General features: G+C 43.4%; 13 protein-coding genes. 5 read left to right on the forward strand and 8 right to left on the reverse strand.

Going from position 1 to position 16,616, the window contains the following annotated elements:
• Nucleotides 1-64: 64 nt before the first annotated feature.
• Nucleotides 65-1,714 (forward strand): BCCT family transporter, encoded by a 1,650-nt coding sequence (locus I6E86_RS08495; RefSeq protein WP_197176972.1) that lies wholly within the window; start codon nucleotides 65-67, stop codon nucleotides 1,712-1,714.
• Between the two features lie 643 nt (nucleotides 1,715-2,357).
• Nucleotides 2,358-2,966, forward strand: coding sequence for a Crp/Fnr family transcriptional regulator (locus tag I6E86_RS08500; RefSeq protein WP_197176973.1), 609 nt, complete (start codon nucleotides 2,358-2,360; stop codon nucleotides 2,964-2,966).
• Between the two features lie 8 nt (nucleotides 2,967-2,974).
• Here the strand turns inward: I6E86_RS08500 and I6E86_RS08505 are convergent, their stop codons facing one another.
• The 7 genes from I6E86_RS08505 to I6E86_RS08535 all read right to left on the reverse strand — a co-directional run bounded on the left by I6E86_RS08505 (nucleotide 2,975) and on the right by I6E86_RS08535 (nucleotide 10,900).
• Nucleotides 2,975-3,922 (reverse strand): dihydrodipicolinate synthase family protein, encoded by a 948-nt coding sequence (locus I6E86_RS08505; RefSeq protein WP_197176974.1) that lies wholly within the window; start codon nucleotides 3,920-3,922, stop codon nucleotides 2,975-2,977.
• 54 nt (nucleotides 3,923-3,976) lie between these two features.
• Nucleotides 3,977-5,161: an L-lactate dehydrogenase gene (locus I6E86_RS08510; RefSeq protein ID WP_197176975.1), complete on the reverse strand. Its 1,185-nt coding sequence runs from the start codon at nucleotides 5,159-5,161 to the stop codon at nucleotides 3,977-3,979.
• Between the two features lie 121 nt (nucleotides 5,162-5,282).
• Entirely contained in the window at nucleotides 5,283-6,464 is a 1,182-nt protein-coding gene (locus I6E86_RS08515) for an alpha/beta fold hydrolase (RefSeq protein WP_197176976.1), read from the reverse strand.
• 468 nt (nucleotides 6,465-6,932) lie between these two features.
• The gene (locus I6E86_RS08520; protein ID WP_227680601.1) at nucleotides 6,933-7,727 is read right to left on the reverse strand and encodes an SDR family oxidoreductase; all 795 of its coding nucleotides are present in this window, start codon (nucleotides 7,725-7,727) and stop codon (nucleotides 6,933-6,935) included.
• A 17-nt stretch (nucleotides 7,728-7,744) separates the two neighbouring features.
• Nucleotides 7,745-8,707, reverse strand: coding sequence for an SDR family oxidoreductase (locus tag I6E86_RS08525; protein WP_197176978.1), 963 nt, complete (start codon nucleotides 8,705-8,707; stop codon nucleotides 7,745-7,747).
• Nucleotides 8,700-9,587: a bile acid:sodium symporter family protein gene (locus I6E86_RS08530; RefSeq protein WP_194364484.1), complete on the reverse strand. Its 888-nt coding sequence runs from the start codon at nucleotides 9,585-9,587 to the stop codon at nucleotides 8,700-8,702. The genes I6E86_RS08525 and I6E86_RS08530 overlap by 8 nt, the downstream gene beginning before the upstream one ends.
• On the reverse strand, nucleotides 9,584-10,900 hold the full coding sequence (locus I6E86_RS08535) for a flavin-containing monooxygenase (protein WP_197176980.1): 1,317 nt from the start codon (nucleotides 10,898-10,900) through the stop codon (nucleotides 9,584-9,586). Before I6E86_RS08535 ends, I6E86_RS08530 begins: the two co-directional genes overlap by 4 nt.
• A gap of 397 nt (nucleotides 10,901-11,297) precedes the next feature.
• On the opposite strand from I6E86_RS08535, the gene I6E86_RS08540 reads away from it, so the two are divergent.
• Nucleotides 11,298-13,619: a TonB-dependent receptor gene (locus tag I6E86_RS08540; protein WP_197176982.1), complete on the forward strand. Its 2,322-nt coding sequence runs from the start codon at nucleotides 11,298-11,300 to the stop codon at nucleotides 13,617-13,619.
• Nucleotides 13,620-13,715: 96 nt separating this feature from the next.
• Entirely contained in the window at nucleotides 13,716-15,497 is a 1,782-nt protein-coding gene (locus I6E86_RS08545) for a cyclic peptide export ABC transporter (RefSeq protein ID WP_227680602.1), read from the forward strand.
• A 177-nt stretch (nucleotides 15,498-15,674) separates the two neighbouring features.
• On the opposite strand, the gene I6E86_RS08550 is transcribed toward I6E86_RS08545, so the two are convergent.
• Nucleotides 15,675-16,007 carry a PepSY-associated TM helix domain-containing protein gene (locus I6E86_RS08550; RefSeq protein ID WP_265090681.1) on the reverse strand — a complete coding sequence of 111 codons (333 nt, stop codon included), beginning with the start codon at nucleotides 16,005-16,007 and terminating at the stop codon, nucleotides 15,675-15,677.
• Between I6E86_RS08550 and I6E86_RS08555 the strand changes: the two genes are divergently transcribed.
• The gene (locus I6E86_RS08555) at nucleotides 15,984-16,199 is read left to right on the forward strand and encodes a hypothetical protein (protein ID WP_197176984.1); all 216 of its coding nucleotides are present in this window, start codon (nucleotides 15,984-15,986) and stop codon (nucleotides 16,197-16,199) included. The genes I6E86_RS08550 and I6E86_RS08555 overlap by 24 nt on opposite strands.
• Nucleotides 16,200-16,616: the final 417 nt, after the last annotated feature.

Raw genomic sequence — 16,616 nt, forward strand, 5'->3', positions numbered from 1 at the left:
GAATGACCCAAACACGCAGCTGGCTATGGAAATCCGGCTGTTGTAACGTATTCAAGGAGTGATCATGCTAGCTACATCAGGCATTTTTAAAGGACTAAATCCAACCATAACGGTTGTCTCAAAAGTGTTGGTTATTGCTTTCGTATTATTTTGTGCGCTTCAAGCAGAACAAGCAGGTGTGGCATTCGAAAGCTTTTCAACCATGCTGTTGCAAAATTTCAAGTGGTTTTATATTTTTTTGATGACAGGTGTTGTCGGCTTTCTCTTTTTCGTGATGTTCAGCCGTCTTGGGCATATACGCTTAGGTAAAGACGATGAGGAACCAGAGTTCAGCTTTATCAGCTGGATATCCATGCTGTTTTCGGGCGGTATGGGGGTTGGTCTGGTTTTTTGGTCTGCGGCCGAACCTATCTATCACTATATGAGTAACCCTTTCGCTGCCGACTTGAGTGATGAGTCGGCGAGTATGGCCATGCAGCTTACCTTCTTTCACTGGGGGTTACATCCATGGGCAATATTCTGTATCACGGCTCTAGCATTGGCTTATTTTAGCTATCGAAAGGGATTGCCTTTTAGTTTACGCTCCATACTTTATCCAGTCATTGGAGACCGTATTTACGGACCCATTGGACACACGATTGATATTTTTACTATCGTCATTACAGCGTTTGGCATTGCTCAATCTCTTGGTATGAGTGCGCTCCAAATCAACACAGGCCTAAGCCAAGTATTTGGTATCGACAACAGTCTATCTAATCAGCTTCTTCTATTGGGTGTGCTATGTACGATTGCGACTTATTCTGCAGTAACAGGCGTCAACAAAGGAATGAAGTACTTATCTAACCTAAACATGCTATTAGCACTCTCTTTAATTGTCATTCTGCTTGTCATCGGCCCAACTCGCTATATCCTACATACACTGCTCGAAACCACTGGAAACTACACTCAAAATATCATAGGCATGAGTTTATGGAGTGACGCACAAAAAGACTCAGGCTGGCAGAACTGGTGGACGGCTTACTATTGGCCGTGGTGGATGACTTGGGCACCATTCGTTGGGATGTTTGTCGCCCGTATCTCCAAGGGACGTACTATTCGTGAATTAATTGGTGGCGTACTACTCGTGCCAACTTTAATCACAGCAATCTGGATGTCAGTCGTAGGTGGCTCTGCCCTAAAAGTTGAGCAAGATGCTCGTCACATCTATGAAACGCAAGCGGCAGCATTGGTTGAATCAGGCCTACCTGCTCAAGAAGCTTCTACTGGTGGACCTATCGTTGAAGCTGTCCAGCTAGACACCACCTTTGCTTTGTTTACTATGTTTGATAGTGTGGGTGGCGACACAATCGGACAGATATTGAGCATTCTAGCTTGTATATTACTTGCCACGTTCCTAATCACTTCCGCTGATAGTGGTACTTATGTTTTATGCTTTTTGGATGCAGAGGGAGCGCAGACCTCCCCTAAAAAAATGCGGGTTGTTTGGGGAGTGTTAATCGCTATTATTGCTGGTGGGTTACTCTATGCTGGCGGGCTAAAGGCTATGCAGACAGCCTCTATTATTGCTGGCTTCCCGATTTCAATTTTCCTCTTTATCATGTGTATCACTCTATATAAGAGCTTAAACAAAGAAGCAGACAGGATAGAGACTTATAATACTCTCGATTCAAACGTTAAGACTGTGGATCAAGATATAACAAAAGCATCATCATAAAATCTGCTTTATCTTATTAAAATAGAAACTCTTAGGAGTTTCTATTTTTTTGTTTGATATAATCAATACACTCAAAAAATGACATAGCGATACTGGGATGCTTATCTTTAGAACAAGGGTTGCGCAGCATCGAAGGGACACAGCATGCAAGTAAAATTTATACCCGTATCGCCTATAAATTCATGACATTTGTACTTTCAATTGACTATACCTAAAATGACCGTTACTTAGAATTACTGTTACTTGAAACGAATACTACCTAGAGTAACTACTAGGGCGTGTCCTCATTTTAAAAATGGTGATAAAAATGAGATAAATTGCCGTCAAACAAGGAAAATGGCGCAGATAATATCGAGATATTGACCAGCTATTTGACGCCGTTTGGCAAGATTTAGCCATTTTCAACCCATTTAGATAACTATCGATTGAATTGAGGACACGCCCTAGACAGACCAAAGCAAACCTCTCTTTTGCATAAAAATCAGCGCCACCTTCTCTCGTATAAACGAATAGAAATGTCTGAATCAAAACATGTTAAATTAATAGTCTCAACTCACATGAGGGCGTTCTTCTGAATACGCTAATATTTTATAACTGGTTTGAAAAACTCCATGCAGATATTCAAGAGGACATTCGTTCAGCGATGACTCAGCGAACGCTATCTGACGGAGAAGCCTTGTTTCGTATACAAGAAGCATCGAACGAGCTTTACCAAGTAGTATCGGGTAAAATAAAATGCAATATATATAGCCAAGATGGCACAGAAGTTGTCATCGGTACGCTGTTGTCAGGAGAAACATTTGGTGAGCAGGGACTGATAGATGAGTTGCCTAGAGCAACCAATACTTATTCTGTAGGTGATTCTGTCGTCAATGTATTGAGCAAGAGGCATTTTTTTCGACTTAACCATAAGCACCCTGAGATAAATACTCAGCTCCTAATCATGTTTTCTCACCGAATGCGGGTGGCCTTTGAGATAAATACTGACAACCTAACGCTTCCCTTACATCAAAGATTGTCACGATGTATATATAGGATAGTGGTCAATCAAAGCTCAAAAACAACACAGTGTAATGAGCTAGAAATTACTATTTCACACGCAGATTTGGCAAGGATGGTAGGTGTGTCTCGGCAAAGCGTCAGTAAAGAGCTCAAACAAATGGAGAGAGACAAGCTTATCTGTATTCAATACGGAAAAATCGTTATAAATAATATGGAAAAGCTCTCAAAAGCCTATCACGATGCTAATTAAACAGTCGATTAAAGCAATGCTAAATCATCCATAATTAGCGCAATTTTTTCGGCTTCTGTGTCAGATAGACTTGGTAAAGGTGCTCTGACCGTTCTTTGGATAGGCAAGCCCTTAAATCTCAAAGCTTCTTTGATTTTAGCGTGAGAGCTGGTCACATTTTTTATTAACTTGACGGGACTAGCACTAAGCAGACTTAACGCCAGATACTGGGTTTTTTCCGATATATTTAATGTATTCACAATCGGCAACATACGCTTTAATGGTGCTCTGTATTTTGTGAGATTTTTATCGCTGTTTTTAATAGCACAAAAATACTCATGTGCTTGCTGTGGCAGTACCGAGGCAATAGGACAAATCGCACCTACTGCGCCCAGCTTTATCATGGGCTCTAATAACAAGCTAAGCCCACTAAAGTATAGTGTGTCAGGTACATTAGACAAGATGCGTTTGGCCGTTGGAATATGTACAGAACTGTCTTTGATACCAATAATATTGTCGATTGAAAGAATGGCAATCAACTGATCTGATGTAAATGACTTTTGGGTGATTTGCGGGAAATAATAAAACAAGATAGGTCTTGCAGAGTGTTGCGCAATGCATTCTAGTGTTTGCAGATAATCTTCAAAAGTGCTTTGGTAATAATCAGGAACCAATAGCAATATGTAGTCAACGTAAGCGCTATATGAGGCTATTTTTTCTATCGCTTGCGTACTGCTATATGCGTGGACACCAGCAATAATTGCCTTGCTACCGTCTAGATAATTAAAAGCTGCCTTAATAATTTCATATTGCTCACTGCCTGAAAAATAAGGCAACTCTCCACCGCTTCCAAGCAAAATAACGCCCGGTAAATCTGTTTGATTGTAATACTCTAAACACGCTTTTAAACCGTCAAAATCAATGCTTTCATCTTCATGTAATGGTGTATGAACAACGGGATATATGCCATGTGTCATGGTCTTAGTCTTAGTCGTCATGCAAGTCATGTGGCTTCTCCAAATAGAGGGTATTTAACTGAGCGGATTACTAAGCGATTGATTGAATCGCTCGATGACATCGCTATTGAGCGCTTCGATACGGCTTACCCCCATCAATCCCATCGTCGCAGCTATCTCCTGTTGATAGAGAGTCAACAGCTTGTTCACACCAGCCTCTCCTTGAGCTGCCATGGCATATACCCAAGAGCGCCCTATCAAGACACTGTCTGCCCCAAGTGCTATGGCCTTCACGACATCGACACCATTGTGTATGCCACCATCCAATAAAACTTTGGTTTGCTGCCCGATGCTGTTCGCTATGCTCGGCAATTTATCAATGGTAGACGAGACACCATCTAGCTGACGGCCGTCATGATTGGAAACAACAATGCCATCTGCACCTGCATCAACCGCTGCTTTGGCATCATCTGCATCCATGATACCTTTGATAATAATATTGCCACTCCAATTATTACGAAGCCATGCAATATCTTTCCATGTGGCGCTCGGGTCAAACTGGCTTTCTACAAACGCTTTATATCGATCAAGGTCACTTGCACTTTCAACCTTGTGTTTCAGGTTGCCTAAACTATGTGGTTTGCCTAAAATGCCAATATCGAGCAACCATCCTGGCCGCATGAATAGTTGCGCTAGATAAGACATTTTTCCTTTTGTAGAACCACCTAACATACCATTTCGATAGTCTCTTAATCGCATACCAGGCAGCGCTAAATCAACCGTAAATACCAGCGTTTTACACCCTGATGCAGCAGCACGATGCAACATATCTAGCACAAGTGCCCTATCACGCAGCATATATAGCTGAAACCAAAAAGGCTGATTGGTCGCACTTTGCACTTCTTCAGACGAACATATCGCCACAGTAGACAGCGTAAATGGTATGCCATTCTTTTCTGCTGCCCTCGCCGCCTGCACTTCTCCGCGCCTTGCAAACAATCCGGCCATGCCGACTGGTGCTAATGCTAACGGCATAGACAGAGACTCTCCAAAAAGAGTCGTTGAGGTATCGACAGCTGACACGTCTCGCATGACTCGCTGTCTTAGCGTATACCTTTTAAAATCTGCTGTATTCGCCTGCAATGTTTGCTCAGCATTTGCGCCGCCCTCGATGTAATCGAACAAAAAATTGGGCAAGCGTTGTTTGGCCTGTCTTTTATAATCATTGGTCGTAACAGCCACGACATCATATTTACTCATTGTTTTTCTCCAAAGCTATCTCTAAAGTCAGCTACCCTTAAAGCCAGACATCTTTAAAATCAGCCACTAAGTGAGCATTGCAGATTCAAATAATGAACCGCAATGCCAAGTATTTGCGCTGTTATTTTTTATCTTTGAGAAATTCAATCATGATGTCATTCACCGCTTTTGGCTGCTCTTGCTGCACCCAGTGTCCTGCGCCTTTGACAAAGTGAATCTCTAGCTGCGCGATACTCGCCTTCATCGCTTCAAAGTTGCCATAGCTTTGATACGGCCCCCAGTCTTTTTCGCCTGCTATAAATACCACGGGCACATCAATAGATTTACCGCTGAAGGTTTTTATCGCATGGAAATATTTTGGATTGGTGGCACAGCGATAAGAATTCATAGTGCCTTGAAATTGTGTGCGGATGAATTCGTCAGAGAACACTTTTAGCTCATTATCAGGTAACCATTCACAGGCATCTATTTGCGCTTGGGTTGGCATGAATTCCATGACTTGCTCAGGCATGCTTTTATCCAAATCCATCACATAGTATTTTGGAATTTTAGAAAAATCCTCAAGCGTTTTAGCTTGTAAATTGTGCGGGTTGTTCTCTTGCCAGTCGCCACTCTTGGCATGATTGTATGCCCGCATAAAATCATGAATTCCCTGAGGTGCATGCATAATCTCATCGTTAGCATGAGGTGAGGCAAAATACATCTGATAGTGTTTGCGGGGTGGTACTAAAGAGCCTAGCTGCTCTTCCATACTTTTGGTCAAGGTTGGATCGTAGTTTGTAGCATCTTTTGGTAGATTGGCTGAATTAAATGGAAATTGCGGCGTGCCTGGCCAAGGTGTACTCATGATGATTAAAGACTTAAAAATATCAGGACGGATAAAACTACATAGTGCTGCCGCAGGAGAACCAAAATCATGTCCTGCAACGGCTGCGACTGATTTATAGCCTAATGCATATACCAGCCCAATCATGTCTTGCACGTTATTGTATAAACTAAACTGGTCAAGATTACAGTCGAAACCTGTCTCCCACCCTGTCGTTCTCCCACTACCGCGTAAGTCCGGAGCAATCACATGAAACCCTTGGTCAGCCAAAGGCACCAGCTGCTTGCGCCAGCTATAGGCCAGCTCTGGATGACCATGTAAAAGCAGCACGACTGGTCTGCTTCCTTTCTCAGACTCTGTTTCTTCAAACCCTGCTTCTAAAATATGAACATTTAGACCATTGTTGTTATCAACAAAACGTGATCTAATTTTTGGATCAAGCTTATCGGTACCATAAGCATTTTGATTACTATTCATCATTCATCCCTGATTAATTCATTTAGTGATAAGTTAAGGTTTGTCGTCGAAGACATTCCTTGCTTACAGACCATAATTTCATAACAGCGCTTAGAAGTTTGTCGCGCACACGACAATTCCTCAATAAATGAGAGATAAATACGTTTAGGAGCTGGAAATAAGACTATGAATGATGTTTTTACTGTTTTTCAGGTTTGTTCTTAGAAAATAAAATACGATCAATGCTGAAATACTAAATACGATCCCCAAAATTATAGTTTCGATCACTGTATCCATCTCAAGAATAGCAGCTGACTATCCTGCCATTCTTCCTGAGTATCAAGCGACAGAAAACTATAACTTTTTATTATTCAATAAATAGTTTTTTACATTGTGGTTATTCAATCATCTAATACCTGTAGACCAATAATATAGGTACATGTAAGATATTGTCATAACAGGGTGTCTAGTCGATCGACATGGTAAAGATTATCGTAGCTCTCCTTTAAAGCGTCTACTCACCTGACGCAAGTACAAAGCTGGCGCGATACGCCACAGTAAACTACCAAAGCGCGAGAGTGGGTCCGGCAATATCCAACGTTTGCGCCGCTGCAAACCTTGATCGATCTGTTCGGCCATCCATTCAGCACTACGCATATTACCGATCATTGAGCGTGGATGCTTTGCGATACTGCCATCACGGCCGAGCGCGTGGTTCTCGATATGTGTATCAAGAAAGCTGGGATAGACCATAAGGATATGTATACCCTCAGGTTCTAGCTCCAAGCGCAGTACTTCAAAAAACTGTGTCAGTGCACTTTTTGCCGCACAATATGCTGCCCGCCCTGGTACTGGCATCCAGCCAGCCATTGAGCCGATACAGATAATTTGTCCTTTAGATTCTCGTAGCATTGGTAGCGCAGCCATGGTCAGCTCCACTGCCCCCTGCCAATCTACCGCCATGACTTTGCGAAACACCGCAGGATCAGTCTGATATGCTGGCGATCGATGGGTAATGCCAGCATTATTCACCAATAGATCAAGACGGCCAAAGCGTTCGCTAACTTGCTCTATGAGAACGGCTATATCATCACGTTGCGTGATATCGGTGGTGACCATCATGACCCTGTCTAGGTCGCCAATCTCAGTCACACGCTTACTCAAAGCATCTGCGTCTATGTCAACCAGCACCAAATAATGTCCTGCTGCATACCAGTGCCGTGCCATCGCCCAACCAAGTCCTGATGCAGCACCAGTGATTAAAGTAACATTTATTGATGGCATCGATGATTATCTCCCTATCAAGGTTTACGCAATCCATTACATTCGATGAAGTACTCAAAGGTTTCGGCAGACGTTTTTGCCAAAGAGTAACCAAATTCTTCTTTAAGTCGCCTGTTATTCAATACGGGTCGATAACGCAAAAAATTAACCTGTTCTGGCCCTGTTGGCTTACCGCCCCATTTTGCCACCTGTAAGCCAGCTTTAACCAAACCCACTGGCAGGGTCAATAGTGGCTTGTTAAGTCGGTTTGCGATATCCCTCATCGTCAGTGCGCCATCGCCTGCCATGTTATAGATACCAGATTTATCCTCGCGAATCCCCATTTCCATAGCGCCGATCACGTCTTGATCCCAAATAAACACAAAAGGCGACTCACTACCTTTGAGCGCAAGCACGCGCGTTGCCATAAACAGACTGGTAATTTGATTGCGCGTATCAGCGCCTAGTACTGTGCCAGGTCGAAAGATCAGCTGCTGTAATTGTGGATGCTGCTCGCAGAAGTCTGCAAGCATTTCCTCGACTTGTCTTTTGTGATCCGAGTAGGCAAACTCAGGATTACCGCGTAGTGCATCTTGCTCATCAATCCATTCAGGATTGTCAGCATGATAGCCGTAGGCAGCACCCGAACTGGTGAGCGTTATATGTGCAATATTTGCTTTGATGCAGCAATCGAGTACGTTGCGCGTGCCATTGACATCGATATCATAGTCACGAGTACGATCTTTTGACGCTTGTAAGATAGAGGCGAGATGTACGACATGAGTGATACCCTCTTCTTTTAGTAACGTAGCCAAACTCCTATCACGCACATCTAATACGTGAATTGGAAAGTCTAGGTCATCGCGCTTGCGAATATCCGTACCGACCACATGATAATGAGCAGCCAGACGATTGCCCAGTTGATGGCCGATATAACCTGCGGCACCAGTGATTAATATACGCTTGTTCACTATGCTTTTATTTATTACGCTTTTATTCATAGGGTATCCGTGCCCAAATTTGTGAAAGTGTCAGTCCTGACACCAAATGCCATACGCCCCAGAACGCCGTGATCAGCATCATGCCACCTGCCTCTGGGAAAAAAGTAAATAAAATAACCAATCCTAGCCCTGAGTTTTGTATTCCTACTTCTAAAGTCACCGCACGCCGATCCGCGACTGGCAACTTGAGCATCAGCCCCATGCCATAACCTAACGAAAGCGCCAATAAATTATGGCCAACGACCAGCCAAAAAAAGCTATGAAAACGCTCTAAAAATAGCGCGAAATTGCTAGAAAAAGCAATCGCCACAAAAGCCATCAGCACGAGTAGGGAGAAAATACGTAGCGGTTTTTGGATACGTACGACCAGATCTGGCAAGCGTCGCCCCGTTACCATCCCTAGCACTAAAGGTAACGCTAACACTAATAGAACCAGTATCAGAATACTACTAGGCTCAATCGTTATCTTTGTCAGATACTCACGCGTGTGTGGGTTAAGCCAACCATAAAAAGCAAAATTGACTGGTGTTAATATAGCAGCAGCGAGACTTGATACTGCAGTCATACTGACTGACACCGCGACATTACCGCGTGCCAGCCAAGTCATAATGTTGGAAAAACTACCACCTGGGCAAGACGCTACCAAAATCATTCCTAGCGCCAACTCGGGATCGACATTCAACGCCCACGTAAACAGACACGTGGCTAGGGGCAATAGAAAGAATTGAGCAAACAGACCCGCTATCGGCGCAATGGGAGACAAAACGACACGCTTAAAATCTTCGAGACGTAAACTCAATGACACGCCAAACATCATCAGCGCCAAGATGAGATTGAGTAGAATCAAGCTCCGTGGCTCAAACGCCACTGCCGCTATCATACCTCTGATGCCAATACAGGCTGTTCTGTTTCGAGCTCAGCGATATGCTTGGACAGCGTCTCTAAGTATTCATCTTTGTTCACGTAATATGCCATACGTGCAAGCTTAATATAATCATAACCACCATCGAGTGTCTTGCCAGCTCGCTTACGTTTCACTTTATTGAACTGTTTAACGGCTGCTGTATTTTGCTGACGCTGCTGAATATATAATGCGACAAGCCGTGCTTGTTGATTTCGACCCTCCCAGCCCAACCCTGCTGCCTCCACCATACCCATCATAAATAAATTATCATGCTCAGGATGAAAGACATTCATATAAAGCTGCGGAGCATCTTGATTAGCAGGCCAATTAAGCTGAGCGCGCTCAATGAATGGATAATCAAGCAGGTATCCTGTGGCCATAAGAATCAAATCATAATCCTGACTTTCACCATCACTAAAGCTCACCGTATGCCCATCGATGCGGCGAATATCACGGCGCGCCTTAATATCGCCGTGACCCAAATGATGCAGCACTAATGAGTTGACCACAGGGTGTGATTCATACATGCGATAGTTTGGGTTTGGCAGTCCATAATCAGAAGGTTTACCAATGATCATACGAATCATCGCTGCATCCATGCGCTGCTTGACTGGACGCGGTAACTTTAGTTTTCCGCCTAGTGTGTCAATCGGTTGACCCTTGATAAATTTGGGCAGAAAGTAGTAGCCGCGGCGCAGACTGATATCTACCGACTTGGCATAATGTACCGCATCAACAGCGATATCAGCGCCCGAGTTACCACAGCCAACGATCAACACACGTTTGTCTTTAAACACTGACGGGCTACGATATTCAGAGGAGTGCATCAACGTGCCTGCAAACGTACCTGGCAAACTTGGCATATTGGGGGTATGCAAAGTACCATTTGCCATGAGCACACCATCAAACAGTCGCGACTGCTTTTGACCATTGCACTCGCTAACTAAGCGCCAGCCGTCCCCTTCAGGCACCATGCTGACCACGCGCGTTGAGAATTCATAGTGTGATTTTAGATTGAACGTATCTGAAAAGTCGCGGAAGTATTGACGGAGCTGGGTATGATGAGGATACGCCGCGACTGAGTCGCTCATAGGAAACTCTTTGAACTCCGTCATACGCTTGGACGAAATCAAATGGGCACTTTCATACATGGTACTGTGCGGATTATCGATATCCCATAGACCCCCTACATCTGTGTGTAGCTCAAAGCCGATAAAAGGAATATTGAGTTTTTGCAAATTTCGGGCTGCAGCGAGCCCCATTGGACCTGCTCCAATTACTGCGTACATAAGCGCCACCTTAAAAATCCATTTCAATTATATAAATCAGTCAATTCCGTTTGACTGCCCCTCTGGTGGGCGATACCAGCATACTCCACGCCCATGATAAAACAATAGCATACATTGATACATGAACTGGCTCAAATGAATAAATTGTCCACACAAGCTACCTATAATAGGTAAACCCATCCTCTGCTTTATACTTCTTTTTTACTGATCCTAAAGAGCCCACCCTACGCCCAAATGTAGCAGCACTGTCATATTTATAGATGATGCTATTGGCACCTTATCAAGCGACAGCGGTACTTTACTCAAAAAAAGTATATTTAAAATTGATTCAGCAATTCATTGTAATAGAAATGATTATCATTATAATAAGCATTTAACTTACATGCTGGAAATATTCATGCAACTATCTCGCTTATCTGCTGCGTTATTTAATCTTTCGAATGTATCTGGTTCTTCTCTACGATTAGCATCTATACCCTCGCGATTGGTATCGACGAAATCACTCTCTTTAAAGACACTATGCTCAACCTGTCTATCTACTTCTGTCATCGTATTAACCACAAGTCACTCGGCATGGGCGCTAGTAGATGATGTATATGCTCAAACCACTCCTAATGTGGTACTTGATACTATCGTCGTGACCAGTAGTGCTGATGCGTCAGCAGATGGGTTACCTAGCGCGTATGAAGGTGGACAGGTGGCGACAGGCAGCCGCGTCGGACTCTTGGGCAATCAAGACATCATGGACACGCCGTTCTCTACCACCTCATATACCAATGAATATATCACCAATCAACAAGCACATAGTGTGGGCGACCTACTCAAAAAAGATCCTACTGTGCGTGTGGCTAGAGGTTTCGGTAATTTTCAAGAAGCGTATTTTATGCGTGGGTTTGTGACCACCTCAGACGACACGATGTTCAATGGTCTATACGGCATACTACCTAGACAATATATCGCAACTGAATTGTTCGAGCGCGTCGAAGTACAGCGCGGTGCCTCAGCGATGTTAAATGGCGCAGCACCGAGTGGTGGTAACGCAGGCGGTACAATTAACCTATTACCCAAACGAGCGGATAATGAGCCGCTACGTCAGCTAACGGTTGGCTATGGTCAAGGCGACCAAGGTAAGGTCGCAATCGATGTCAGTGATCGCTTTGGTAGCGATGATGCTATTGGCGTTCGTTTTAATGCTGCTTATCAAGATGGTGACAGCGCTATCGACGATGAGTCATCGACCTTGGGTTTGGCTGCACTTGGTTTGGACTATAGAGGGGATCAATATCGTTTATCAGCCGATTTGGGCTGGCAAGACAATAAGCTGTCAGAGACTCGACCTAGTGTGACGCTTGCTGGCGTCTCTCATGTACCGAAAGCACCAGATGGCTCAAAAAACTGGGCGCAGCCTTGGAGTTATTCGAACGAAGAGGATGTCTTTGGTACGATTCGCGGAGAATATGATTTTAATGACAACATTACTGGTTATGGTGCCTACGGTATCAGACATGGTGATGAGGACAACTCGTTAGCCAACCTCACAGTATCTGACGCAGATGGCACTGGCTCAACCTACCGCTTTGATAATGTTCGAGAAGATAAAGTACAAAGTGCTGAGCTTGGTCTGCGTGGTCAATGGCAAACAGGTAAGATTGATCACAACTGGGTACTAGCCGCCGATCTTTATGATCAAGAGGAAAAAGGCGCTTACGCTTTTGACTTTGGTAACCAACTCGCGACCAATTTGTACCGTCCGACAGATTATGACAATGCTTGGTCAGATACCGCTTTCTTTGGCGGACGTTTTGATGATCCTAAGCGAACGAGTAAAACTCAATTACAGAGTTTTGCGCTTGCAGACACGTTCTCACTGTTCAACGATAAGCTAAGAACTACGGTAGGCGTACGTCATCAAAATATCAAAACAACCAGCTATGACTATAATACCCAAGCCAAAACAGCTAGCTATGATAAAAGCGCATGGACACCAAGCGTCGGTATCGTTTATCAGCCAACGATGGACTGGTCTGTATATGGCAACTATATTGAAAATCTTGCCAAAGGTGCCGCTGCACCATTGGTTGATAATTCTGGCAATGCAATAACCAATGCAGGACAAAACCTAGATCCCTATGTAAGCAAACAAACTGAGCTGGGTGTGAAATACGACAATGGCGTGATCGGTAGCAGTTTTGCCATATTCCATACTGATGAGCCACGAGCTTATATCGATGACAATAATACCTTTACCGCAACTGGCGAGAACCGTCATCAAGGTGCTGAACTGACTGTCTTTGGTAGTCCAAGCGAAAACATGCGTCTCAATGCTGGTGTTACCTATTTAAGTGCTAAGCAAAAAGACACTGGCGATAGTGCATTAGATGGCAACAGCGTCATTGGCCTTCCTACCTTACAGAGTAACGTCAACCTAGAGTATGATTTGGCCGCCGTTGAAGGATTAACTTTAACGGGCGATATCATCCATACAGGTGCGCGTTATGCCGATGCTGCCAATACCTTAAAAGTTGATGGCTATACTACCCTAGATTTGGGTGCTCGCTATCGCACTATGCTAGCAGGGCAAGACGTTACTCTAAAAGGTATGGTGACTAATGTCACAGGTGAAGACTACTGGCAATCTGTAGGTGGATTACCAGGCTATGGCTATTTAAATGCAGGTGAACCAACAGCCTTAAAAGTATCGGCAACGTTCGATTTTTAAGCTTTGTTAGTATGCTTTATTAGGTTCCAGAAAAGGGATTAGGCGAGGCCTACTCCCTTTTCTACTATCAAAAATTTATTTTATTATTGAGTTACTATGTCTTCTCATGCCACAGCGTCCTCTCGTACGACCGCTTCTTTATATCATATGATTTGGGTGAATTATCGTCTGCCGTTTCTTAAAGTCATTCTGCTAAATCTGGTCAATGCCGCTGTCAGTGTGGGTATTATTGCCTATATCAATCACACCTTTATTAGTCAGCCAGTATTTGATACTTTATCTTGGCTCAGCTTGGGGCAGTTTTCACTGCTCGTACTATTACTGCTGGTGACGACTTTTTTATCGCAATATGCTTTGACGCGATTGGGACATAGATTTGTCTATGAGCTTAGAACCAAACTGGTCAAACAAATCATCGATACTACCGTTCCTCAGATAGACCATTTGGGTAGCGCACGCTTACTTGCCAGCTTGTCTTCAGACATTCAATCAATTACCGTCGCTTTTGTCCGCATGCCAGAGCTGGTACAAGGTATTATTCTATCTATTGGCGTTGGGCTATATCTGGGCTGGTTGTCGTTGCCATTATTGTTTATTGTCATGTTTTGGATTGTGATGACGATTTGGATAAGTACCATTTTAGTCAAGCATGTCTACACACATTTGACCGAATTGAGAGAGGTTAATGACGCGTTATATCAGGATTATCAATCGATAATAGAAGGTCGTAAAGAGCTGGCTCTTAACCAACACCGAGCAGAAAAACTGTATACAGATGATTTCTTGGCTCATGCCAAATCGTATGAAAAGACCGTAACCAAATCTGATACTTTTCATTTATCAGCGGTGAACTGGTCTAATATTATGATGTTCGCATCGATTGGTATCGTATTTGCAGTGGCCAATTATCTCGATATACCGATGGGAGTTGCTACTACCTTTTCTTTGACGATTTTGTTTATGCAGTCACCGCTCCTACATGCAGTTGGTGCTTATCCAACATTGCAGACCGCCCAAGTTGCGCTAGAAAAAATACAGTCTTTAGAATTGGCTGAGCATCAGCCGAGTTTTGCGACAGACACTGTTGCCCAGAACTGGCAATCCATAACTTTGAATGATATCAATTATCGCTATATAGGCAGTAATAGTCATAGTAGTAATGCATCAGACACAGCGGTTAATGATAATGCTCAAAATAATGATAACAGTGATAACAGTGATAACAATCTGAACCCTTCCAATAATATCTTAAAGTCAGTCAATCTAACCTTGCGCCGAGGTGACGTGGTTTTCTTAATCGGTGCGAATGGTAGCGGTAAATCCACCCTTGCCAAAATCATTACTGGTATCTTTACTCCTACTACAGGAACGGTACAAGTCGATGGACAGAGCGTCGACTCAGAGAACAATGCCGATTTTAGACAGCTATTTTCTGCGATTTTTAGCGACCAACATTTATTTAAGCAGTTGATTGGATATCAGGGTAATAAACCTGATGCGGCCCTAGTATCTGACTGGCTGCATAAGCTCAACCTACAAGAAAAAGTGAGTGTGTCTGACCATAAGCTCTCTACAGATAAGTTGTCACAAGGTCAGAGAAAACGCTTGGCCATGCTAATCGCCGTCGCTGAACAAAAGGACATATTACTGCTCGATGAGTGGGCAGCCGATCAAGACCCTGCTTTTCGCCGCGTATTTTATCAGACACTCATCCCTGAGCTAAAAGCCATGGGTAAGACACTGTTTATCATCAGTCATGATGATGGTTATTTTGAGCATGCTGATCGATTATTACTGATGAAAGAAGGCCGTCTCATTGAGCTAAATGCCGAAGAGCGACAGCGTGCTAGTAAAGATGCCATTGCTATGCTTAAGTAAATAAATAAAGCTATAACTGCATATATTACTGACCGATCAGCTTTAAGCCCATAAAACGTTTGATCAACTTTAAGCTAAGTAGCATTTAATCTGAGCAATTTTTAAGCAAAAAAAAGGAACGCCTTACTACAAGACGCTCCTTTGCTATATAAAGAATAACAGTATTCTGCTATTCGCTTATTTTAACAACTTCTGTAAAAACCCAACTCGAGAAATCACCAAGAAGTCTAATAGCGCGATAGCCACAATCGTGATGATAGCAGTCGGGAATATGATAGCCACAACTAATAATGGAATAGCAAGCAGCCACCAGACGGAAACATTTAAGCCGCGAGCTGGTGGGTTTAATCCCGCGCTATCACTCGCATGACGAGGGCGACGAGGGCGACGCTGCCACCACATGATATAGCCACTGACACAAATAGCGATTACTGCTAGGCAAAACAGCACATTAGCCAGTACGCTCCACCATCCGAGCGTGCCCATATGCAGCGCGATACCAGCCGCCATGTGATTGAGCGCCTAGCATTGATGCTACAAGCTTCGATACTACTACAGACTGAACATATGGAGATAGCTCAGGCATTCTGTCGTTCTAGGATTGGGAATGAGCATGGGCTAGCTTTTGGTACATTAAGTCCTGATGCTCCTGTGGATTTATTGATCGAACGGGCGGCTGGCGCGACCAAAGCAGTTTTATAAATATCTTTATATGTATCAAATAGTCCTCTGCTACTGATTGTTATCATAGCAGAGGCTTTTGCCCTTAATGTCAGTCACTTTATTCTCAGCCATAACCGGCTTGATCTATGCTGTCACTACCCTAGAAAATAACTTGAGAAATAGTAATCGATCAAGCGAGCAATGATAGTAAAACAATATCTTACTTAGCATCCTATAATTTGAATCCTAGTAAATTGCTTAAGCCTCAAATGCCACATAGTGAATACTATCTTTAATCGCATAGTCTCCCGAGTTCAAAAGTAACAGTTGGCCCTCCTATCACATTCCGCCAAATACCAAACGATGGAAAACCCTGCTTATTTATCATTTAAAGACTTACTGTTGATGTTTTCAGTATAATCTGACAATAGAGTGACGGTAAAAATACTACAAAAA

It is taken from the genome of Psychrobacter sp. SWN149, from assembly GCF_015864565.1.
Lineage (GTDB): Bacteria > Pseudomonadota > Gammaproteobacteria > Pseudomonadales > Moraxellaceae > Psychrobacter.

Bases quoted from the DNA above. Each gene is read 5' to 3' on its own strand.
- I6E86_RS08495 (WP_197176972.1), top strand. From the start codon at position 65: ATGCTAGCTACATCAGGCATTTTTAAAGGACTAAATCCAACCATAACG.
- I6E86_RS08500 (WP_197176973.1), top strand. From the start codon at position 2,358: ATGACTCAGCGAACGCTATCTGACGGAGAAGCCTTGTTTCGTATACAA.
- I6E86_RS08505 (WP_197176974.1), bottom strand. From the start codon at position 3,922: ATGACACATGGCATATATCCCGTTGTTCATACACCATTACATGAAGAT.
- I6E86_RS08510 (WP_197176975.1), bottom strand. From the start codon at position 5,161: ATGAGTAAATATGATGTCGTGGCTGTTACGACCAATGATTATAAAAGA.
- I6E86_RS08515 (WP_197176976.1), bottom strand. From the start codon at position 6,464: ATGAATAGTAATCAAAATGCTTATGGTACCGATAAGCTTGATCCAAAA.
- I6E86_RS08520 (WP_227680601.1), bottom strand. From the start codon at position 7,727: ATGCCATCAATAAATGTTACTTTAATCACTGGTGCTGCATCAGGACTT.
- I6E86_RS08525 (WP_197176978.1), bottom strand. From the start codon at position 8,707: ATGAATAAAAGCGTAATAAATAAAAGCATAGTGAACAAGCGTATATTA.
- I6E86_RS08530 (WP_194364484.1), bottom strand. From the start codon at position 9,587: ATGATAGCGGCAGTGGCGTTTGAGCCACGGAGCTTGATTCTACTCAAT.
- I6E86_RS08535 (WP_197176980.1), bottom strand. From the start codon at position 10,900: ATGTACGCAGTAATTGGAGCAGGTCCAATGGGGCTCGCTGCAGCCCGA.
- I6E86_RS08540 (WP_197176982.1), top strand. From the start codon at position 11,298: ATGCAACTATCTCGCTTATCTGCTGCGTTATTTAATCTTTCGAATGTA.
- I6E86_RS08545 (WP_227680602.1), top strand. From the start codon at position 13,716: ATGTCTTCTCATGCCACAGCGTCCTCTCGTACGACCGCTTCTTTATAT.
- I6E86_RS08555 (WP_197176984.1), top strand. From the start codon at position 15,984: ATGCAGCGCGATACCAGCCGCCATGTGATTGAGCGCCTAGCATTGATG.
- I6E86_RS08550 (WP_265090681.1), bottom strand. From the start codon at position 16,007: ATGGCGGCTGGTATCGCGCTGCATATGGGCACGCTCGGATGGTGGAGC.